At 70.2% G+C, this 20257-nt stretch carries 17 protein-coding genes; 6 read left to right on the forward strand and 11 right to left on the reverse strand.

Annotation, left to right across the window (positions count from 1 at the left end):
- Window positions 1-2: 2 nt before the first annotated feature.
- Genes BM066_RS08005 through fucP form a run of 3 tightly spaced genes read right to left on the reverse strand, consistent with a single transcriptional unit; the run spans window position 3 to window position 3144 of the window.
- A complete protein-coding gene (locus BM066_RS08005) occupies window positions 3-830 on the reverse strand; it encodes an amidohydrolase family protein (RefSeq protein WP_089926072.1) in 828 nt (275 codons plus the stop codon).
- Window positions 824-1840, reverse strand: a complete 1017-nt coding sequence (locus tag BM066_RS08010) for a zinc-binding alcohol dehydrogenase family protein (protein ID WP_255367518.1) — start codon at window positions 1838-1840, stop codon at window positions 824-826. The genes BM066_RS08005 and BM066_RS08010 overlap by 7 nt, the downstream gene beginning before the upstream one ends.
- Window positions 1840-3144, reverse strand: a complete 1305-nt coding sequence (fucP, locus tag BM066_RS08015; RefSeq protein ID WP_089926075.1) for an L-fucose:H+ symporter permease — start codon at window positions 3142-3144, stop codon at window positions 1840-1842. Before fucP ends, BM066_RS08010 begins: the two co-directional genes overlap by 1 nt.
- A 120-nt stretch (window positions 3145-3264) precedes the next feature.
- Between fucP and BM066_RS08020 the strand changes: the two genes are divergently transcribed.
- Window positions 3265-3615, forward strand: coding sequence for an L-rhamnose mutarotase (locus BM066_RS08020; RefSeq protein WP_089926078.1), 351 nt, complete (start codon window positions 3265-3267; stop codon window positions 3613-3615).
- A gap of 6 nt (window positions 3616-3621) precedes the next feature.
- Here the strand turns inward: BM066_RS08020 and BM066_RS08025 are convergent, their stop codons facing one another.
- Window positions 3622-5046: a helix-turn-helix domain-containing protein gene (locus BM066_RS08025; protein ID WP_089926081.1), complete on the reverse strand. Its 1425-nt coding sequence runs from the start codon at window positions 5044-5046 to the stop codon at window positions 3622-3624.
- A gap of 154 nt (window positions 5047-5200) precedes the next feature.
- Here BM066_RS08025 and BM066_RS08030 point away from each other — a divergent pair, with 154 nt between their 5' ends.
- From BM066_RS08030 to aceB, 3 genes are read left to right on the forward strand one after another with little or no spacing between them, the layout of a single operon-like run.
- Window positions 5201-6820, forward strand: coding sequence for an isocitrate lyase (locus tag BM066_RS08030; RefSeq protein WP_089926084.1), 1620 nt, complete (start codon window positions 5201-5203; stop codon window positions 6818-6820).
- 45 nt (window positions 6821-6865) lie between these two features.
- A complete protein-coding gene (locus tag BM066_RS08035) occupies window positions 6866-7099 on the forward strand; it encodes a hypothetical protein (RefSeq protein ID WP_056751998.1) in 234 nt (77 codons plus the stop codon).
- 47 nt (window positions 7100-7146) lie between these two features.
- Entirely contained in the window at window positions 7147-8727 is a 1581-nt protein-coding gene (aceB, locus tag BM066_RS08040; protein WP_089926087.1) for a malate synthase A, read from the forward strand.
- Between the two features lie 47 nt (window positions 8728-8774).
- On the opposite strand, the gene BM066_RS08045 is transcribed toward aceB, so the two are convergent.
- On the reverse strand, window positions 8775-9818 hold the full coding sequence (locus tag BM066_RS08045; protein ID WP_089926091.1) for a hypothetical protein: 1044 nt from the start codon (window positions 9816-9818) through the stop codon (window positions 8775-8777).
- 97 nt (window positions 9819-9915) lie between these two features.
- Between BM066_RS08045 and BM066_RS08050 the strand changes: the two genes are divergently transcribed.
- Complete coding sequence (locus tag BM066_RS08050; protein ID WP_089926094.1) at window positions 9916-11322, forward strand: MocR-like pyridoxine biosynthesis transcription factor PdxR; 1407 nt, start codon at window positions 9916-9918, stop codon at window positions 11320-11322.
- A gap of 14 nt (window positions 11323-11336) precedes the next feature.
- Here BM066_RS08050 and BM066_RS08055 read toward each other — a convergent pair whose 3' ends face one another.
- From BM066_RS08055 to BM066_RS08080, 6 genes are all read right to left on the reverse strand, one after another.
- Window positions 11337-12014, reverse strand: coding sequence for a peroxiredoxin-like family protein (locus BM066_RS08055; RefSeq protein ID WP_089926098.1), 678 nt, complete (start codon window positions 12012-12014; stop codon window positions 11337-11339).
- Window positions 12011-12394 (reverse strand): 4Fe-4S dicluster domain-containing protein, encoded by a 384-nt coding sequence (locus tag BM066_RS08060; protein WP_089926101.1) that lies wholly within the window; start codon window positions 12392-12394, stop codon window positions 12011-12013. The genes BM066_RS08055 and BM066_RS08060 overlap by 4 nt, the downstream gene beginning before the upstream one ends.
- Window positions 12394-13962: an FAD-dependent oxidoreductase gene (locus BM066_RS08065; protein WP_018113239.1), complete on the reverse strand. Its 1569-nt coding sequence runs from the start codon at window positions 13960-13962 to the stop codon at window positions 12394-12396. Before BM066_RS08065 ends, BM066_RS08060 begins: the two co-directional genes overlap by 1 nt.
- Window positions 13959-14909 (reverse strand): ABC transporter substrate-binding protein, encoded by a 951-nt coding sequence (locus tag BM066_RS08070; protein ID WP_018113238.1) that lies wholly within the window; start codon window positions 14907-14909, stop codon window positions 13959-13961. Before BM066_RS08070 ends, BM066_RS08065 begins: the two co-directional genes overlap by 4 nt.
- Window positions 14910-14920: 11 nt before the next feature.
- Entirely contained in the window at window positions 14921-17599 is a 2679-nt protein-coding gene (locus BM066_RS08075) for a TonB-dependent receptor plug domain-containing protein (protein WP_018113237.1), read from the reverse strand.
- A gap of 96 nt (window positions 17600-17695) precedes the next feature.
- The gene (locus BM066_RS08080; RefSeq protein ID WP_018113236.1) at window positions 17696-18541 is read right to left on the reverse strand and encodes a TauD/TfdA dioxygenase family protein; all 846 of its coding nucleotides are present in this window, start codon (window positions 18539-18541) and stop codon (window positions 17696-17698) included.
- Window positions 18542-18806: 265 nt separating this feature from the next.
- On the opposite strand from BM066_RS08080, the gene BM066_RS08085 reads away from it, so the two are divergent.
- Window positions 18807-20144: an LLM class flavin-dependent oxidoreductase gene (locus tag BM066_RS08085; RefSeq protein ID WP_029589466.1), complete on the forward strand. Its 1338-nt coding sequence runs from the start codon at window positions 18807-18809 to the stop codon at window positions 20142-20144.
- Window positions 20145-20257 lie beyond the last annotated feature (113 nt).

Raw genomic sequence — 20257 nt, forward strand, 5'->3', positions numbered from 1 at the left:
CCCTATATCCGATAGAAGCGGCGGCATGTCTCGCCGAACAGGGCCGCCTGGTCGGCCGGATCGCTCAGCCCGCTGAGGTTCCTGGCCAGGGGCAGCCAACCGCCATAGTCGCCCGCCAGGTTCAGCACCGGCCAGTCGCTGCCCCACATCAGGCGTTCGGGACCGAAGGCCGCCACCAGACGGGCGACATAGGGCGAAAGCGCTTCGCTCCCCTGCCCCGGCGCGGCTTCGGTCAGCAGGCCCGACAGCTTGCAGAACACCTGGGGCAGCGCCGCCAGGGCGTCGATCCCGCGCGCCCAGGCGCCGTCATGATCGCCGGCGGCGATCGGCGGCTTGGCGCCGTGGTCGATGACGATGGCCAGGTCCGGCCGGCGGCGCGCCAGGGCCAGCAGGTGCGGCAGGTGGCGGGTCAGGACCAGGGCGTCCAGGGACAGGCCGTGGGCGACCATGGCGTCCAGCGCCGGCTCCAGGCCCGGGGCGGCGATCCAGGCGTCGTCTTCGAGGCTCTGCAGCATCGGCCGCAGGCCGCGGAGCTTGGGATTGCGGCTCAGATCGGCGATCCGGGCCGGGGCGTCGGGGGCGGCGAGATCGGCCCAGCCCACCACGGCCAGCACCAGCGGCTCGTCGGCGGCGACCGCCAGCAGCCAGTCGGTGTCACGGTCGTCCGGCTGGGACTGCACCAGCACACAGCCCGTCAGGCCGAAGGGCGCCGCGACCGCCGCGAGGTCGGCGGGGCCGAAATCGCGGTGGATGGCCGCCAGGTCCGGCGTCGGCCAGGAAAAGCCGTTCTCGCCCACCCGCCAGAAGTGCTGGTGGGCGTCGATCAGCACGACACGATCGCCTTGATCACCCCCGCCTGCGGCTCCATCCAGCCCGGCAGGGCCTGGGCGACTTCCGCCAGGGTGGCGGCGTGGGTGTTCAGGGCCTTGGTGGGCACCTTGCCAGCCTTCATCGCCTCGACGACGGCGTCGAAGTCTTCCGGCGTGGCGTTGCGGCTGCCCAGCAGGGTCGTCTCGCGCTTGTGGAACTCCGGATCCGAGAAGGTGATGTCCGCCCCGACCACCGAGATCAGCACATAGGTGCCGCCGTGGCCCACATAGGCGAAGCCGGCCTCCATAGCCTTGGGGTTGCCGGTGGCGTCGAAGACCACGTCGAAGAAGTCGCCGTCCGTGATGTCGGACAAGGCCTGCCGCGTGCCCTCGCCCAGGGCCGCGACATGGTCCGCGCCCAGGTGGTCGCGACAGAAGTCCAGGCGGTCCTGGCGGCCGTCCAGCGCGGTGACGATCCCGCCCTGGAGCTTGGCGAACAGCGCCGCGGCGATGCCGATCGGTCCGGCGCCGACCACCAGCACCGACTGGCCCGGCGTTATGGCGGCCCGGCGGACGGCGTGGGCGCCGATGGCCAGGAACTCGATCATCGCCGCCTCGTCCAGGCTGATCCCGTCGGCCTTGCGGACGAAGCCCTGGGGCACGGCCAGATACTCCGCCATGCCGCCGTCGCGGTGCACGCCCAGCACCTGGATGTTCATGCAGCAGTTGGGCTTGGCCTTGCGGCAGGCCGCGCAGGTTCCGCAGGACATGTAGGGCATCACATAGACCGGATCGCCCGGGGCCAGGTCGCTGCCCATCGGCGCCTGGGCCACCTCGCCGGCCAGTTCGTGGCCCATCACGCGCGGATAGGCCAGGAACGGCTGGGTGCCGCGATAGATGTGCATGTCGGTGCCGCACACCCCGACCCGGCGCACGCGGATCAGCACCTCGTCGTCCGCCCGCTCGGGGATCGGGCGGCGTTCGAGAACCAGTTGGCCGGGCGCGGCGCAGACCAGGGTGTCCATCATCATCAGTGAGCTCCGGCCGGGGCGGCCTTTAGGTCTTCGCGGGTGGCGCGGCCGGCGGTGAAGCCGAACAGCCCGACCACCGCGAAACAGGCGCAGGGCACCAGAATGGCCATGTTGATGGCGCTGACGTCCGAGACAGCTCCCATCAAAGTGGTCAGCACGGCCCCGCCGATAATGCTCATCACCAGGAACGACGAGCCGGTCTTGGTCAGCGGTCCCAGGCCCTTCAGCGAGCCGGCGAAGATGGTCGGGAACATGATCGACATGAAGAAGCTGGTCGAGGCCAAGGCGTAGAGCCCGACCTTGCCGCCCACCAGGGCCGCCACCAGGGTCAGGCCGACATTGACCGCCGCGAACAGGCCCATCAGCAGCGAGGGGCTCAGGCGGTTCATGGCGGCCGTGCCGATGAAGCGTCCGGCCATGAAGCCGACCAGCGACCACGACAGATAGGCCGCCGCCGCCTTCTCGCCCATTCCCGGCACCTCGTGCTGGGCGTAGCGGATCATGAAGCTCCAGACCCCGACCTGGGCGCCGACATAGAAGAACTGGGCGGCCACGCCGAACACGAACCGGGGCCGCGCCAGCAGGGCCGGGATCGCCTGGGCGGCGGGCAGGCCGGCCTCGTCCTCGCCGGGATCGGGCCGCCCCGCCTGATGGGGGAACTTGGTCAGCGCCACCAACAGCGCCCAGGCCAGCACCACGGCGGCGATGATCAGGTACGGAACCTGGGTCGAATGGGCCTCGGCGGTCTGGAAGGCGTTCAGCTGGGCCGGGGTCATGGCGGCGAACTCGGCCTTGGTCGGCTCCACGCCCGACAGGATGAACTGCCGGCCGACCACCACGGCGGTGATCGAGCCCAGCGGATTGAAGGCCTGGGCGAAGTTGAGGCGCTGCTCGGCCCTGGCCGGGTCGCCCAGCACGGTGATCAAGGGATTGGCCGAGGTCTCCAGGAAGGCCAGGCCCGAGGCCAGGACGAACAGAGCGGCCAGGAAGAAGGAATACTGCCGCGCCTCGGCGGCGGGCCAGAACAGCAGGGCGCCCAGGCCGAACAGCAGCAGACCGACGATCACCGCGGCCTTGTAGCCGTAGCGGCGCATCACGGCGCTGGCCGGCAAGGCGAGGAAGAAATAGCCCAGATAGAAGGCCATCTGCACCAAGCCTGACTGCAGGTCGGTCAGGAAGAAGGCCTTCTTCAGGTGCGGGATCAGCACGTCGTTGAGGTTGTTGGCGACGCCCCACAGAAAGAACAGGGCGACGATGAGCACGAGCGGGGCCAGCGCCGTCCGCTCCGATTGACGTTGTTCCATGGGGTTCCTTCCAGGAGGGCGGTTGACCCGACCCCGCTTATCTGAAACGAAATCATCACATATGATATGGCGCGTCAAATATGAAAAGAGCGCGCCAAGGGACCCCAGGGAGGAAAACCCATGACCACGCGCTTTTGCTTCGCGTTGGATCTGCACGATGACCCCGAAACCATCGCGGCCTACCGCCGCTGGCACGCGCCGGGCGGTCCTCCCTCGGCCGTGACCGAGTCGATTCGCCGAGCCGGGATCCTCGACATGCAGATCTGGCTGACCGGCCCTCGGCTGTTCATGATCATGGAGACCGGACCCGACTTCTCGCCCGAAGCCAAGGCGGCCGCCGACGCAGACAATCCTGACGTGCAGGCCTGGGAGGCGCTGATGGGCCAGTTGCAGAAGGCCCTGCCCTGGGCCGCGCCGGGCCAGAAGTGGACGCCGGCCGAACAGATCTTCAGCCTGGCCGAGCAGCCCTGAGGCGCATCACGCCACGAACGGGAACGGCGACACCGCCTTGCTGGCCTCCTCGACCAACAGGGTCCGATTGATCGGCGCGGCGGCCCGTTGCGGACAGGCCGGCCGCTCGCAGATCCGGCACGACGGGCCGATCTCGATCGCCGCCGGCGCGGCGATGTCCAGCCCTCGGGCGTAGACCAGCTTGCCGGCGTGCTTGAGCTCGCAGCCCAGCCCCACCACCAGCTCGTCCTCCAGCCCCGCCTGCAGGCCCGACACCCGCCGCACGGTGCGCGACAGGGTGAAATAGCGCTCGCGGTCCGGGGTCTCGATCACCTGGGTGACGATCCGCCCCGGGGTCTTGAAGCTGTCGTGGACGTTCCAGCGCGGACAGGCGCCGCCGAACCGCGAGAACGGGAACGGCCCGGCCGCGAAGCGCTTGGAGATGTTGCCGGCCGCGTCCAGCCGCATCATGAAGAACGGCACGCCGCGCGACCCCGGCCGGCTGAGCGTGGTCAGGCGCTGGGCGGCCTGCTCGTAGCTGATCCCGAACCGCGCGCGCACCCGCTCGATGTCGTAGCCGCTGGCCTCCATGGCCGCCAGGAACGGCTCGTACGGCGTCATGATCGCCGCGGCCAGGTAGTTGTCGAGGAACACCTTGAGCAGCTGGCGCGTGGCGCGGTCGGGGGCCTGGAAACGGTCGGTCAGGGCCAACAGGGTCTCGCCCGCCTCCATCAGGCCCAGCTGGTAGCACATGGCGAAGATCCGGCTGGCCGGGGCCAGGGTCTCCGACAGCATCAACCGCTTGCGGTGATGGTCGTAGCGCCGCAGCGAGCCGGTCATGGTCTCGACCGGCATGACCCGCGCCTGGATGCCGAAGCGCTCCAGCAGCCGGGCGCGGACGGCGGGTCCCAGATCCTGGGGATCGGCCTTCATCGCCGCGACGATCGGCTCGGCCGCGGTCTCCAGTTCGGCGAAGTGGTTGCGCTGGGCGCCCACCAGGTCGCGCACCCAGTCGGTGGGCGAGTGGGAGGAGACCGGCGCGGCCCCGTCCGGACGCTCGAAGGCCCCCAGGTCGATCAGCCGGCCGCGGTCCAGATAGGCGCGATAGAGCCGCGCCATGGCCTCCGCGATGCCCGGCGACAGCTCGGCGACCTCGGCCGCCTCGTGGCGGCTGACGCCCAGGTCGGCGAACATCTTGTCGGCCAGCACCTCGTCCAGCCCCGCCCCGCCGCCCGGATCGTCGGCCGACAGGCTGCGTAGGTCCAGGTCGTAGGCGTCGGCCAGGCGCAGCAGGATCTGGGCGGTGACCGGCCGCTGGTTGCGTTCCAGCAGGTTCAGGTAGCTGGCCGAGACGCCCAGGTTCTCGGCCATGCGGCTCTGGGTGACGCCCAGGTCGCGCCGCAGCCGCTTGAGTCGGCCGCCGAGAAACAGCTTCTTGTCGTGGGTCGCCATTCGGTCACGTTGTCATGGATTTACAAGAATTACAAAGTCGATTTATGACAAATTGCCTTCAATAGGTTCGACGCGCCGCGCGCCGCGACGCTAGCTCCCCTCACGAACTTTTCCGCCCGGCCTCCGCGGCCGAGCCGACGATGGGACAAGAGCCATGACGCTGCGCAAGACCTACGCCGAACACCGCCAAGCCCTGCTGGCCCGCTATCCCGACGGCGCGGCGCCGGGCGGCGTCGCGGTGGACGACATCATCCAGCTGAAGCTGCAGAACACCTTTTCGACCCACCTGGACATCGCCCGCCAGATGGCCGGCGTCATGCGCGCCGACATGGCCGAGTACGACGCCGACAGCGGCAAGTTCACCCAGTCGCTGGGCTGCTGGTCGGGCTTCCACGCCCAGCAGATGATCAAGTCGGTCAAGCGCCTGCGCGGCACGACCAAGGGGGCCTATGTCTACCTGTCCGGCTGGATGGTGGCGGGCCTGCGCAACCGCTTCGGCCATCTGCCCGACCAGTCGATGCACGAGAAGACCTCGGTGGTCGACCTGATCGAGGAGATCTACGTCTCGCTGCGCCAGGCCGACGAGGTGGCGATCAACGACCTGTTCAAAACCCTGCGCGCGGCCCGCGAAGCGGGCGACGCCGTCGCCGAACAGGCGGCCATCAAGGCCATCGACGGCTTCGAGACCCACGTCGTGCCGATCATCGCCGACATCGACGCCGGCTTCGGCAACGAGAACGCCACCTACCTGCTGGCCAAGGAGATGATCAAGGCCGGCGCCTGCTGCCTGCAGATCGAGAACCAGGTCTCTGACGCCAAGCAGTGCGGCCACCAGGACGGCAAGGTCACCGTGCCGCGCGAGGACTTCATCGAGAAGCTGCGCGCCTGCCGCCTGGCCTTCGAAGAGCTGGGCGTCGACCAGGGCGTGATCGTCGCCCGCACCGACAGCCTGGGCGCGGGCCTGACCCAGAAGGTGCCGGTCAGCCAGGAGCCCGGCGACCTGGCCAGCGACTACATCAAGTGGCTGAAGACCGAGGCCATCACCGAGGGCAACCCCATCCTGCCGGGCGAGCTGGCGCTGTACCGCGACGGCCGGTTCGAAAAGCCGGTGCGCATGCCCAACGGCCTGTTCGCCTTCCAGGAGGGCACTGGCCGGGCCCGGGTGATCGAGGACTGCATCGCTTCGCTGACCCAGGGCGGCGCCGACCTGCTGTGGATCGAGACCGACACCCCCAATGTCGACGAGATCGCCTCGATGGTGGCCGAGATCCGCAAGGTCGTGCCCAACGCCAAGCTGACCTACAACAACTCGCCGTCGTTCAACTGGACACTGAACCTGCGCCGCCAGGTGCGTGACCAGTGGATCGCCGAAGGCAAGATCCACAAGGACAGCTATCCCGACGGCGCGGGCCTGATGTCGGCCGAGTTCGACGCCAGCGATCTGGGCCGCGAGACCGACGAACGCCTGGCCCGATTCCAGGTCGACATCTCGGCCCGGGCCGGGGTGTTCCACAACCTGATCACCCTGCCGACCTTCCACCTGACGGCCAAGAGCATGGACGAGCTGTCGCGCGGCTATTTCGGCGAGGACCGGATGAAGGCCTACGTCAATTCGGTGCAGCGCGAGGAGATCCGCCGCGGCGTCTCGGCGGTCAAGCACCAGCACGAGGTCGGCTCGGACCTGGGCGACAGCTTCAAGGAGATGGTCGCCGGCGAGCGCGCCCTGAAGGCCGGCGGCCACGCCAACACCATGAACCAGTTCGCCGCCGAATAGCCGGCGAAACGCCCCTTCCCCGTCCACCCGATCAAGGAGTCCATCATGACCGCCACGCAGTTTGCTCCCGCCGCCATGCCGAACCCCACCGACCAGCAACGGGCGGTCGATCGGGTGGCCGAGGCCGCCCACCGCCTGAACGAGGCGGTGCAGCGCGCCATCGCGGCCGGCTATTCGGTCGAACTGGTGCGCACCTCGCGCCACCACGACGGCGCGGGCAACTGGGGCGACCAGATCGTCCCGACCGTTCGTCCCAATGGCGCCGCCAAGAGCGCCTGAGCTAAGACACCTCGTCGACACGCCCTTACAGACCCGCAGGATCCGCCATGCCCCTCGACATCGCCGCCAACGTCCAGATCAACGGTCCCGTCGAGGGCCGCGCGGTGGAGATCCTGACGCCGCAGGCCCTGGCCTTCGTGGCCGACCTGCACCGCCGGTTCGACGCCCGTCGCCGCGCGCTGCTGGCGGCGCGGGTCGCCCGCCAGGCCCGCTTCGACGCCGGCGAGCTGCCCGACTTCCTGCCGGAGACCGCCGAGATGCGGGCCGCCGACTGGACCATCGCGCCGATCCCGGGCGACCTGCAGGACCGCCGGGTCGAGATCACCGGTCCGGTGGACCGCAAGATGATCATCAACGCCCTCAACTGCGGGGCCAAGGTGTTCATGGCCGACTTCGAGGACGCCACCTCGCCGACCTGGGCCAATGTCATGGAAGGCCAGGTCAATCTGAAGGATCGCTGGGCGGGAGACCTGACCCACGTCGATCCCAAGTCCGGCAAGCGCTATGCGCTGGGAGCCAACCCAGCCGTCCTGAAAATCCGCCCCCGTGGCTGGCATCTGCCTGAACAGCACATGGAAGTGGATGGCCAGCCCGTCAGCGGAGCCTTGTTCGACTTCGGCCTCTACCTGTTCCACAACGCCAGGACGGCCCTGGCTCAGGGTTCGGGCCCCTACTTCTACCTGCCCAAGCTGGAGAGCCACCTGGAGGCGCGCCTGTGGAACGAGGTGTTCGTCCACGCCCAGGAGGCCCTGGGCCTGTCGGTCGGCACGATCAAGGCCACGGTGCTGATCGAGACCATCCCCGCCGCCTTCGAGATGGACGAGATCCTCTACGAACTGCGCGACCACATGGCGGGCCTCAACTGCGGCCGCTGGGACTACATCTTCTCGTTCATCAAGCGCCTGGGCCGCCGGCCGGAGTTCCTGACGCCCGACCGTTCGGCCATGGTCATGGGCAAGGCCTTCCTGGGCGCCTATTCGCTGAAGCTGATCCAGACCTGCCACCGGCGCGGAGCCTTCGCCATGGGCGGCATGGCCGCCCAGATCCCGGTCAAGGGCGACGACGCCGCCAACCAGGCCGCCTTCGCCAAGGTCCGCGCCGACAAGGAGCGTGAAGCCGGCGCCGGCCACGACGGCACCTGGGTCGCCCACCCCGACCTGGTGCCCGTGGCCCTGGAGGTCTTCGACCGCCTGATGCCGACGCCCAACCAGCTGGACAAGCGCCTGGCCGACCTGACGATCACCCAGGGCCAGATGCTGGAGCTGCACGAGGGCCAGCGCACCGAGGCCGGCGTGCGCGAGAACATCCGCGTCGGGGTGCGCTACACCCAGGCCTGGATCGAGGGCCGGGGCGCCGTGCCGCTCTACAACCTGATGGAGGACGCGGCCACGGCCGAGATCTGCCGCACCCAGCTGTGGCAGTGGATCCGCCTGGGCGCGGATCTCGCCGACGGCCGCCAGATGAGCTCGCAGCTGTTCGTTAGCCTGCTGACCCAGGAGATGGCCGACCTGCGTCGCGACTTCCCCTCGCCCCGCCTGGAGGACGCCGCGTTGCTGTTCTCGCGGATGGTGCTGTCCGACACGCTGGAGGAGTTCCTGACCCTGCCGGCCTACGAGCTGATCGCCTGACGCGGACAGGTCGGCCGCGCCGGGCGGCTTGACCGCGGGCCGGGTCGTCAGCCCAGCCGCAGGCCGCACAGGGCGGCGATGATCGTCGCCGACAGCGCGGCCGCCAGCCCCAGGCCGGCCCACCAGACGCGCTGGACGACGGCCGGACGCGCGCCGTGGGCCAGCAGCACGCCGCGCAGGCCGCAGAACAGGTGGGCGACGACGAAGAACACGCCCAGGGCGTAGTGCGGCACGAGGCGGATGTTCCAGGCGTCCAGCAGCAGGCCGTCCGGCGCGCCGCTGGCCCAGGCCCAGTCGGTCTGGATGCCGTGGACGGCGCGGGCCGACACCAGCGCCGAATTCAGGTGAGTGAGGATGAAGGCGGCCAGATAGGCGCCCGAGCCGACCTGGATCGTCCGGGCCAGGTCCATCCGTCCCGCGCTCCAGCGCCAGGCCAGCCGCAGCCCGACGGCCACCTGGAACAGCAGCAGGCCGACCAGCAGCGGCTCGACGATGGAGGACCGGTAGATCACCCGGCCGGCCTTCATGATCCGACCGTGCGCCTCGGGGCCGAACAGGCCGGTCAGATGGTTCGAGAGGTGGAACGCCACGAACAGCAGGATCAACGCCCCCGTGACGCCGTGGACCACGCGCAGACGGCCCGACGCCCGGGTCGGCGCCGGCGCGTCGGGCGACCGGGCCAGCGAAGCCGTCACGCCGGCCAGAATCCAGGCCACGGGCCAGATCCAGACGTCGCGGACAGGCGAATGCAGCAGGCCCGCCACCACGCCCGTCAGGACGAACAGCGGCGGCGCCGCCAGGGCCGCGAAGCCCAGGCGGCGCGCCGCCGGTCCCAACGTCCCCACCGCCGGCAGCGGATCATCCACCAGGGTCAGGACCAAGCCGGCCAGCGGCAGGGCGAAGGCGACGGCCAGCCACAGCCCCGCCCCGATCGCTCCGGCGGTCGATCCCGTCGCGATCGCCGCGTGAAACGCCCGCAGCGCCCACGGATAGAGGATCGCCAGGGCGACCGGCAGCCAGGGCGCGGCCCGGGACCACGATGCATCGGTGTCGCGCTCCAGGCGAGTGGGCGAGGTGTTCGGGATGTCCACGGGCGTCTCCGGCCGCCGAAACTCTCTCCGGCGGTCGGATAGAGGACGATCATTGGCTCATTGCCTAGGGCCGCTTTCGATGAAAATGATTAGGCCAATGACCGCCGTCCTCCCCTTTCCCGCCCTGGCCGTCGATCGCGCCGGCGAAGGTTCGCTGCATCGCCAGCTCTATGAGCGGATCCAGGACGCGATCGGCGACGGACGCCTGCCGCCGGGCGCGCGGCTGCCCTCGACCCGCAACCTGGCCGCCCAGCTGGGCGTGGCGCGGGGCACGGTCGATGCGGTCTATGCCCGCCTGGCCGGCGAAGGCTGCCTGGTCTCGCGCCGCCACAGCGGCACCATCGTCACGCCCGGCCTGACCCTGACCCCGACGCCGAAGCCCGCCTCGCCGACGCGCGGCCCGCCGCCCGATCCGGGCTGGTCGCCGCTGCAGCTGGGCCTGCCCGCCCTGGACCTCTTTCCCCGCAAGACATGGACGCGGATCCACGCCCGGCAGGCCCGGCAGCTGTCCGCCGCCGAGATGCTGTATCCCGATCCCATGGGCCTGCCGGCCCTGCGCGAAGCGATCGCCGCCTACCTGGCGGTGTCGCGCGGGATCACCTGCGCGATCGACCAGATCGTGGTGACCCACGGCTTCCAGGACGCCCTGAACCTGACGGCCGAGCTGGTGCTGAAGCCGGGCGACGCGGTCTGGACCGAGGACCCCGGCTACGGCTTCGCCCAGCGGACGCTGGCGGCGCGCGGCATGGCGATCACCGCCGTGCCGGTGGACGACGAAGGCCTGCGCGTCGACTGGGGCCAGGCCCACGCGCCTGACGCCCGGCTGGCGGTGGTCACCCCCACCCACCAGTTCCCGACCGGCGTCCCTCTCTCCCCGCGCCGCCGGCGCGCCCTGCTGGACTGGGCGACCGCGTCGGACCTGTGGGTCCTCGAGGACGACTACGACTGCGAGTTCCACTACAGCGGCCGCAAGCCCGCCGCCCTCAAGGCCCTGGACCTGCGGAACCGCGTCTTCTACGCGGGCAGCTTCAGCAAGACGCTGCTGCCGTCGCTGCGGCTGGGCTATCTGGTCCTGCCGTCGCAATGGGCCCAGGCGGCCGGGGCCGCCCAGCAATTGCGTCATCGCGGCGTGGCGATGTTCGAGCAGTTGGCCGTGGCCGAGTTCATGCGGCAGGGCCACTTCGCCCGGCACCTGCGGCGCATGATGCTGGCCTACAAGGCCCGTCGGGCCGCCCTTGTCGCGGCTCTGGAACGCCGGTTCGGCGACCGGATCGAGATCGTGCTCCGCGCCGGCGGGCTGCACGTGCTGGCGCGGTTTCCGCACGCCGATGCCGATGACGCCGAGCTGGCGCGGCGGGCCCTGGAGGTCGGCCTCAAGCCGTCTCCCCTGTCCGGCCAATGCCTGAGCCACGACCTGGGCCAGGGTCTGCTGCTGAGCTTCACCAATGTCGCCGAGGACAGGGCCGACGACGTCGCCGCGGCCCTGTTCCGGGCGTTGCGGTAGACCCCGCCTCGCCGTCAGGACTCCGCGGGAACAGCGGCCAGCGCCCGGACTGCGGCGATCACCGGCTCGGCCTCGGTGCGAACCAGCCAGTCGGGGCTGACGTCGGCGAAGCGCACGACCTGGTCGCGGCCGATCACCACCACGGTCGGCTGCGGCAGCTCCCAGGTCCCGGTCCCCGTGGTCTCGCCGATCGAGCCGCCCCTGGCGCACTGGGCGGCCTGGCTGGCCTCGTCGGCGGTGTAGAGGATCCCGAACCGCCGCCCCAGGGCGTTGCCGGGGTCGGAAGCCACCTTGAAGCTCAGGTCGTGGCGCACGCGGATCTCGCCCAGCCGCTCTGGAACCTGCGGGCTGACGGCCACCAGCGGCACGCCCAGGGCCTTCAGCGTCGGCTGCAGGGCGCGCTCGTAATAGGGCAGCGCGATGTTGCAGGCCGGACAGCCGGCGAAGCGGAAGAACACTAGCACCGTCGGCCCCTTGGCGGTCAGGCCCTTCAGGGTCAGTTCGCCGCCCTCGACGTCCAGCAGGGTGAAGGGCTCGACGCGGTCGCCGACCTTGATCCAGGAGGACGGATCGGCCTGCGCGACCAGGGTCGCGCGCTGGTCGATGTTGATCTTCAGGGCGGCCGGATCCCAGGTCCGGACGCGCTCGGCGTGCAGGTCGGCCAGTTGCTTGGCCAGGCTGTCTTGGCTCATGGTTTCGTCTCCTCGGTTTTGGTAATGGCGGCGTGTTTGATGGCGGCCAGCCGGGCCCGCTCGAAGATCGAGCCCATGCGCCAGTGCTGGTTGGTGAAGGTCCCGACGTGCTCGCCCCAGCCGGAGTCGCGGCGAAAGGCGCCCAGCTGGCCCGAGGCCAGGGCCTGGTCGGCGGTGATCCCGGCCGGCGCCTCGCAGTCGGGCCAGACGAACAGGGCGTCGGCCGGGCAGTAGAGCTCGCACAGCAGGCAGGTCTGGCAGTCGTCCTGGCGGGCGATGATCGCCTTGCCTTCGGGACCGAGCGCCAGCACGTCGCTGGGACAGGCCTCGACGCAGTCGCCGCAGCCCGTGCAGCGGTCCTCGATCACGACCTCGATCATCAGGCCACCTCCGCCTGGGCGGCGACCGGCTCGAAGGCGGTCCAGACGCGGTCCAGGCCGGCGGCGCGCTGGCGCGACGCGAAGCGGGGATCCAGGCCCGGCGCGTCCTCGCGACGATGCATGCCGCGGCTCTCGCGCCGCGCCAGGGCCGAGGCCTTGCTCCAGCGCCCGGCCGCGACCAGGGCGGCGGCTTCGCGCGCCCGCAGGGACGCCCGCCCCTCGCCGCGCGCATGGGCGGCCAGGTCGGTCCAGACGTCGTCCAGCCGTTCGGCCGACCGGACCAGGGCCGGGCCTCGCCGGAAGATGTTGAGGTCGTAGGCGTTGAGTTCGTCGCGCACCGTCTGGACGGCGGCTCGCACGTCGACCGGCCGCGCGGCGCGATGGGGCCGCAGGCCGGCGCGGCCCGTCGCCACCGCCAGGTCTTCGGCCCGCGCCCCCTGCCCCCGCGCCAGCCGCGCCGCGCCCGCCCCGGCCCACTGGCCCGACGACAGCGCCCACGACGAATTGACCGCTCCGCCGCCCGAGATCGCGCCGGTCACCAATTCGCGGCTGGCCGCGTCGCCGACCGCGAACAGGCCGGGGACCTGGGTCTGGCAGGCCTCGTCCACCACGCGCAGCCCGCCGATCCCGCGCACCGTGCCCTCGGGGTGCAGGGTCACCTCGAAGCGGTCGCGATAGGCGTCAACGCCCCAGCGGGCGAAGGGCAGGACGAAGTTGGGCTGCACCTGCGGCATCACCCGCCGGATGTCCTCGGGCACGCGGTCGAGGCGGCAATAGAGCGGGCCCAACAACAAGGCCCGCGCCAGATTCGGCGTCACATCAGGCCCCGGCGGAATGTCCAGCTCGCGGTCGTCGGCGTCGAACCAGCGCGCGAAGCTGTAGGCCATCGAGCGGGCCATGTTCGTGCCGGCCATGGCCGGAGTGTAGTAGTTGCTGAACTCCATGCCCGACAGGTCGGCGCCGGCCTCGACGCCCATCAGCAGGCCGTCGCCGGTGTTGGTGGCCGAACCCAGCAGGCGCGAGGCGAAGGCGCAGCCGCCGGTGGCCAGCACCACCGCGCCGGCCCGGATCGTCCACGGTCGCTCGCCGCGCAAAGCCAGGCCCGCCGCGCCGGCGATCGACCCGTCGCCGTGGCGCAGCAGCTCCAGGGCCGGATGATGGTCCAGGATGCGTACGCCCTGGTCCAGCGCCAGCTTGCGCATCGCCCGCATGTATTCCGGTCCGCGCAGGCCGCGATAGAACGGCTGGCCCTGGTCGTCGGTCGAGAAGTCGTAATAGCCGCGCAGGGTCGGCAGGCTGATCCAGGTCAGGTCGAGGATCCGCCGCATCCAGTCTGGGTCGCCCAGGCCCAGCGAGCGCGTCAGCCGGTCGGCCACCGCGGCCTCCCGCGCTTCGGGCGGAACCCACCAGTGGCCGGGACCGGCCGTCGCGGTCACGCCGCTGGTCCCGCAATAGCCCTTGTCGGCCAGGACGACCTCGGCGCCCTCGCGGGCGGCGGCGATGGCGGCCCAGGTCCCGGCCAGGCCGCCGCCGATCACCAGCACGTCGGTCGCCAGGGTCAGGCTCATGGCGCGACCGCAGCGTTGAACGACCGGTCGAAGGCCCCGGCCGGGTCGCGGGTCGAGGTCACCGCCCCGGCGGCCCGGAACCGGTCGAGCACGGCCCGGCCCTCGGCCACCGCCGCGTCGTCAATCGCCGAGGGCGCGATGCGATAGTGCTGGACGGTGTACAGCGCCACGTCCGGCTGCAGGCCGGTCTCCTTGGACAGGGCGGCGGCGAACTCCTGCGGGTGCTCCCCCGCCCAGCGCCGGGCCTTGGCCAGGCGGCGCAGGAAGTCCTCGACCTGCGGTCGCTTGCCGGCGATCGCCGCCTCGCTGGCCGCCTCGTAGCCGTAGCCGCCGAGCCGCCCGTCGCCGTCGGCCAGGATCGTGGCGTCGTCGTGCAGCTTGGCCAGGGCGACGTACGAGCCCCAGGTCACCCAGGCGTCGATCGCGCCGCTGGTGAAGGCCGCCTTGGCGTCGCCGGGACCGAGGAACACGATCTGGACGTCGGTCGGCTTGAGGCCGGCCTCCTCCAGCAGCCGCAGCAGCAGGTAGTGGCCGATCGAGCCGCGCCCCGTGGCGATCTTCCTGCCGCGCAGGCCGGCCAGGTCGTGGATGGTCGAACCCTTGCGGACCAGCAGCGCGGTCGACGAGCCGCCGCTCCTGCCGGCCTGAACGGCCTTGATCCTGGACCCGCCGGCATAGGCGAACAGGAACGGCGCGTCGCCCGCCTCCCCCAGATCGACCGCCCCGGCCCCAACCGCCTCGAGCAGTGGCTGGGCGGCGGCGAACTCGCTCCATTCGATCTTGTAGGGAGCGCCCTCCAGGGCGCCGGAGGCGACCAGGATCGCCTTGGTCCCGCCCCTCTGGCTGCCGACCTTGAGCGGAGCCGGGCCGTCCCCCGCCCCGCCGCCCCCGCATCCGGCCAGCAGGGCGGCGGCGGTCAGGGTCGCGATCAGGCTGCGTCTTTGCATGGCGCCCTCCCTCAGAAGCGTTGGGTCAGGCGGGCGTAGTAGTAGCCGCCGGTGATGCCGAAGGGCGAGAAGAGGCCGAACTGGTTCATGCCCGTGTCGGCGTTGACGATGCCGATCTTGTCGGGGTGCTCGTCGAACAGGTTGTTGGCCCCGATCGCGATGTTGGTGGTCGGACGGACGTCCCAGGCGATGTCGAGGTCGGTCACCCACTTGGCGCTGTAGGTCCGGTCGAGATCGGCGGAGGTCCCGGCCTCGGTGTACTCGCCATATCGCGTGGTCCGCAGGCTGGCGGTGACTGTGTCGCGGCTCCACAAGGCGCCGAGGATCAGCTTCTTGCGCGGCGTGCCGACGGTCAGGTCGGCGGTTTTCTGGCGGTCGAACAGCACCAGGTTGGGATTGACCGCCTTCAGCACCGCGGGCGTGGCGATCCGCCGGGCGATCTTGGTCTTGTTGAAGGCGTAGGCGGCGTTGAGGTTCAGACGGCCCCAGGCGCCGAGGTCGAAGGCGTATTCGCCGACCAGGTCGACGCCAGTCGTGCGGGTCGAGACGGCGTTGGTGTAGTAGGTCGCCGCCAGCCCCTGCGGGAAGCGCGCCAGCAGCGGCGTCAGGGCCGGCTGCGAGGCCAGCTGGGCGGCGCCGAGGTCCAGGTTGCTGGTGTCGACGATGCGATCGTCGATGTCGATCTGGTAGGCGTCCAGCGTGACCCGCAGGCGGCTGGTCGGCTCGGCGGTGATCCCGAAGCTGTAGTTGGTCGAGGTCTCGGGCTTCAGCGGCGTCGCGCCCAGGGCCTTGGCCTCGGCGGAGTCGGCGCGCAGCACCTTGGTCGGGAAGGTCAGATATTCGCCTGGCGTGCAGGGCGCGCCCCGGAAGACGTTGTTGGGCGCGGCGGCGCAGAGGGCGCCGTTGATCGTCGAGCTGGCGAACACCGACTGGGCCAGGGACGGGGCGCGGAAGCCGTTGCTGATCGTGGCCCGCACCGCGTAGCCGGGCAGGAATTCCCAGCGCGTGGTCAGCTTGCCGCTGGTGGTGTCGCCGACGTCGCCCGTATAGCGTTCGTGCCGGCCGGCCACGCCGACGTACCAGGTTTCGGTCAAGTTGGTCCCGACCTCGACATAGGCGGCGTAGACGTTGCGGCTGACCGATCCGGCGTCCTCCGGGGCGGTGCCGGCGTAGGACGCCAGGCCGGGATTGGGCCGCAGGCCGGCGAACGGCTGGCCGGCGGGGATCACGTAGTCCCCGACGATGTAGGACGCCTTGTCGCCCGGCTCGATCCGGAAGTGCTCGTAGCGCTGCTCCAGGCCCCACGACACCTGGACCGGGCGCGACAGCACGCCCTCGAACTGGCGTGTGACGTCGAAATTGGTCGTCCACTGCTGGAACTGGTGGGTCGACAGGTGGAAATAGGTCGGGCTGGCGGGACCCAGGGTGGCGTTGAGGGTGTTCTGGCCGTCCAGCTGGGCATGGTCCTGGGCGAAGGTCGTCGACAGGTCCCAGTCCCAGCCCCTGGCCTGGCCGCGCGCGCCCAGGGTGGTCTGGAAGTCGAGCTCGAAGATCCGCCGCAGGGCGTTGAAGCCGTCGGGATAGACTTCGGGCAGCGAATTTCGGTTCTGCGGCCGGCCGGCGGTCACGCCCGCCACCGGCGCCAGGTTGGGCAGGAAGCTGCCGGTGTTCTTCTTCGACGCGCGGTGGCTGAGCGTGCCGGTCGAATAGAGCGTCAGGTTCTTCCAGGGTAGTTCGGCGTTGTAGGACGCCGCCAGGATGTCTTCCTCGCCCGGGCCGTAGCCGTGGCCCCAAGAGTAGCGGTCGGCGGCGGCGTCGCGCGAATCCGGTGTGACGATGGTCGCGCCGCCCACCGTGGCGACGGTCGGCTGATAGATGTACTGGGCTCGCGACGGGACCGAGCGCGAGGCGGCCTCGTTGTTCTTCCAGTTCAGGGCCAGTTGCAGGAAACCGCCCTGGTCGCCCAGCGGCAGTCCGTAGTTCAGGGTGGCGCTGCGGGTGTCGCCGTCGCCCAGATAGTTCTGGCCGCCGGTGTAGCTGAACGACCCACCTTGCGCGTCCTTCTTGAGGATGATGTTGACCACCCCGGCGATGGCGTCCGAGCCGTACTGGGCCGAGGCGCCGTCGCGCAGCACCTCGATGCGCTCGATGGCCGAGGCGGGGATCAGGTCCAGGTCGACCGGCGCGCCGCCGCGCCCCACCCGGGCCAGGTTGTTGATCAGGGCCGTGCCGTGCCGCCGCTTGCCGTTGACCAGGAACAGGGCCTGGTCGCCGTTCAGGCCGCGCATGGTGACGGCCCGCACCGTCCACGAGGTGCCGCCGCCGTTGATGCCCGGCAGGTTGAACGACGGGATCAGGGTGTTGAGCACCTCCTTCAGGCCCACCTTGCCGGTCGCCGTCAGTTGCTCGCTGGAGATCACGTCCACGGGAGCGGGGCTGTCGGCCACCGTGCGGCGCACGCCGCGCACGCCGGTGACGATCACGCCGTCCAGGGCGACGGCGCCCTCGATGGCCGCCGGCGGGGCATCGACGACTGGCGGCGCGGCGGCGACGTCGGCCGCCCGAGCCGGTGCGGCCAGGGCCGCGACGGTCAGGATCGAGGCGCAGGCCAGCAGGCCGGTCCGGAAGGTCTGTTCAAGCGAAGGTCGGGTAGGCAAGGTCAGGGCCTGGGCCCGGGTCGAGTAAGGCAAAAGTCTATCCCCCGCGCGGGGCTCGCGGCCGCCGCGTCGTGTTGTTGGTCTCAAGGTGGAAGCGGCGCACCGTCGGCCCCTCGGCGCGCCGTCAGGTCAGGTCGCGCGGCGCTCGCGGTACGGAATGTCGTCGGAGCCGATCAGCACCCGCTCCATCACCCGCGGAAAGTCGCCATAGTCGCGCACCGCGTAGTGCAGGCCCGCGCGGTTGTCCCACAGGGCCACCGAGTTGGGCCGCCAGCGGAAGCGGGCGTGGTGTTCAGGCTTCTTGACCTCGTCGTACAGCCGAGCCAGCAGCGCCCGGCTCTCCTCCGGCGCCAGGTCGACGAAGCGCGGCTTGAGGCTGAAATTGATCCAGAAGACGTCCTCGCCGGTCTCCGGATGGGTGCGGATGGCGGGATGGGCGACCAGCGGGTAGCGCTCGCCCGAGCGGTTCAGGGCGTCCTGGTAGTCGTGAATCACATAGAGCTCATCGACCGCCGCCTTCAGGTCGTCGGACAGGCCGCGATAGATCGCGCCGCCGTCGGCCCAGATCGTGTCGCCGCCCACCTCGGGGATGTGCACGGCCTTCAGCACCGCGCCGAACGACGGATTGACCCGCCAGCTGGTGTCCGTGTGCCAGTGGTTCTCGCGGACGTCGTAGTCCTTCAGCGCCTGGGCCGAGATCGGCTGGACGGCCCGGTGGGTTTCGACCCCGCCGGTCGGGTGGGCGTAGACCTCGCCGAAATTGGCCGCGAAGGCCAGCTGCTGGTCGCGGGTGATGTCCTGGTCGCGGAAGAACAGCACCTTGCGCTCCAGCAGCAGGGCCTTCAGCGCATCGCGCTGCGTGCGGTCCAGCGGCTGGCGCAGATCGATCCCGCCGACTTCCGAGCCGATGGTCGGATTGAGGGGGATGGTGCTCAGTCCCGCCTTCTCGCGAAGACCGGTGATGGTGGCGCTCATGGGCCTCTCCTCGCCTGATGCGGTCGATGCGCGGCGAGCAACGCCGCGACGACCGGCAACATGGGCAATCCAGACCAGCGGCGCGACGCAGTATTCCTTCAATCCATCTCAGAGAATTATATATCTATACGCTTAATATGCGTCTTCATGACGAGTGATCATAAGCACCAATGATAAGAACTCATAAGCCCTATTGATCAAACTCCATTGTCGCGCCCAGCGCCGAATGACAGTCATGCCGCCGAAACGTCTATTGGAGGCCGTCATGGCGAAGCGCAGGCAGTTGAAGCTCGGCCACATGATCGAGGGCGCGGGGCGCACCTGGACCGACTGGCGCCATCCCGACGCCCAGCCCGGCGCGAGCACCGACTTCAAGTACTACAGCCGCGCCGCTCGCCTGGCCGAACAGGGCAGGTTCGACTTCCTGTTCATCGCCGACAGCCTGTCGATCAACGCCAAGTCCAGTCCGCACTACCTGAACCGCTTCGAGCCGATCACCATCCTGTCGGCTCTGGCGGCGGTGACCCAGCACATCGGCCTGGTGGCCACGCTCAGCGTCACCTATTCGGAACCCTTCAACGTGGCCCGCCAGTTCGCCTCGCTGGACCACATCAGCGGCGGCCGCGGCGGCTGGAACGTGGTCACCTCGTGGCTGGAGGGCTCGGCCGAGAACTTCGGCAAGGCCGAGCACCTGGCGCACGACGTCCGCTACCGCCTGGCGGCCGAATATCTCGACGTCGTCCAGGGCCTCTGGGACAGCTGGGAGGACGACGCCCTGGTCCACGACAAGGCCAGCGGGGTGTTCTTCGATCCCGACAAGCTCAACACCCTGGACCACAAGGGCGAGTTCCTGTCGGTGAAGGGGCCGCTGAACATCGCCCGCTCGCCCCAGGGCCAGCCGGTGATCTTCCAGGCCGGCGCTTCGGAGGACGGCCGCAACCTGGCGGCCAAGCGCGCCGACGCCATCTTCGTGGGCCATGGCGGCGTCGAGGAGGCGCGCGCCTACTACGCCGACGTCAAGGCGCGGGCCGCCGGCTTCGGCCGCGACCCCGACAGCCTGTTCATCCTGCCCGCCGCCGCGCCGATCATCGGCTCCACCGAGGCCGAGGCCGAGGCCCGCTGGCGGGAGCGCGCCGAGCTGGTGTCGATCGAGTCGGCCCTGGCCATGCTGGGGCGCGGCTTCAACGACCACGACTTCACCGCCTACGACCTCGACGCCCCCTTCCCCGACGTGTTCAGCCGCGGCGTCAACAGCTCGCAGTCGGCGACGCTGAAGATCGCCAAGGCGGTCGAGGAAGAGAACCTGACCCTGCGCCAGGTGGCCCTGCGCTTCGCCACCCCGCGCGGCGACCTGGTGGGCACGCCCGAACAGATCGCCGACAAGTTCGAACTGTGGCTGGACAGCCGCGCCTCGGACGGCTTCGTGATCGGCGAGTCCCTGCCTGGCCAGTTCCAGCTGCTGATCGAGGAAGTCGTCCCCCTGCTGCAGAAGCGCGGGATCTTCCGCGAGGAGTATGAAGGCGCGACCTTCCGCGAAAGCCTCGGGATCGAAGTTCCGGCCAATCGCTTCACCGCCCGCAAGACCCGTCGCGCCGTCGCCTGAGACCGCCGGCGCGGTCGGACATCTCGTCCGCCCCGGATCGGCAAAGGTTTCGACTATCGCTTTGATAGGAACAATCAATTTTACCAATGGCGTGAAGAGCGTTGTCTAGGCAG

It is taken from the genome of Caulobacter sp. UNC279MFTsu5.1, assembly GCF_900114015.1.
Taxonomy (GTDB): domain Bacteria; phylum Pseudomonadota; class Alphaproteobacteria; order Caulobacterales; family Caulobacteraceae; genus Caulobacter.

What these genes read in the sequence shown, in the direction of transcription:
- BM066_RS08060 (WP_089926101.1), bottom strand. Translation starts at nt 12,394, where the DNA reads ATGATCGAGGTCGTGATCGAGGACCGCTGCACGGGCTGCGGCGACTGC.
- BM066_RS08085 (WP_029589466.1), top strand. Translation starts at nt 18,807, where the DNA reads ATGGCGAAGCGCAGGCAGTTGAAGCTCGGCCACATGATCGAGGGCGCG.
- aceB (WP_089926087.1), top strand. Translation starts at nt 7,147, where the DNA reads ATGCCCCTCGACATCGCCGCCAACGTCCAGATCAACGGTCCCGTCGAG.
- BM066_RS08065 (WP_018113239.1), bottom strand. Translation starts at nt 13,962, where the DNA reads ATGAGCCTGACCCTGGCGACCGACGTGCTGGTGATCGGCGGCGGCCTG.
- BM066_RS08030 (WP_089926084.1), top strand. Translation starts at nt 5,201, where the DNA reads ATGACGCTGCGCAAGACCTACGCCGAACACCGCCAAGCCCTGCTGGCC.
- BM066_RS08070 (WP_018113238.1), bottom strand. Translation starts at nt 14,909, where the DNA reads ATGCAAAGACGCAGCCTGATCGCGACCCTGACCGCCGCCGCCCTGCTG.
- BM066_RS08010 (WP_255367518.1), bottom strand. Translation starts at nt 1,840, where the DNA reads ATGATGATGGACACCCTGGTCTGCGCCGCGCCCGGCCAACTGGTTCTC.
- BM066_RS08055 (WP_089926098.1), bottom strand. Translation starts at nt 12,014, where the DNA reads ATGAGCCAAGACAGCCTGGCCAAGCAACTGGCCGACCTGCACGCCGAG.
- BM066_RS08050 (WP_089926094.1), top strand. Translation starts at nt 9,916, where the DNA reads ATGACCGCCGTCCTCCCCTTTCCCGCCCTGGCCGTCGATCGCGCCGGC.
- BM066_RS08035 (WP_056751998.1), top strand. Translation starts at nt 6,866, where the DNA reads ATGACCGCCACGCAGTTTGCTCCCGCCGCCATGCCGAACCCCACCGAC.
- BM066_RS08080 (WP_018113236.1), bottom strand. Translation starts at nt 18,541, where the DNA reads ATGAGCGCCACCATCACCGGTCTTCGCGAGAAGGCGGGACTGAGCACC.
- BM066_RS08025 (WP_089926081.1), bottom strand. Translation starts at nt 5,046, where the DNA reads ATGGCGACCCACGACAAGAAGCTGTTTCTCGGCGGCCGACTCAAGCGG.
- BM066_RS08020 (WP_089926078.1), top strand. Translation starts at nt 3,265, where the DNA reads ATGACCACGCGCTTTTGCTTCGCGTTGGATCTGCACGATGACCCCGAA.
- fucP (WP_089926075.1), bottom strand. Translation starts at nt 3,144, where the DNA reads ATGGAACAACGTCAATCGGAGCGGACGGCGCTGGCCCCGCTCGTGCTC.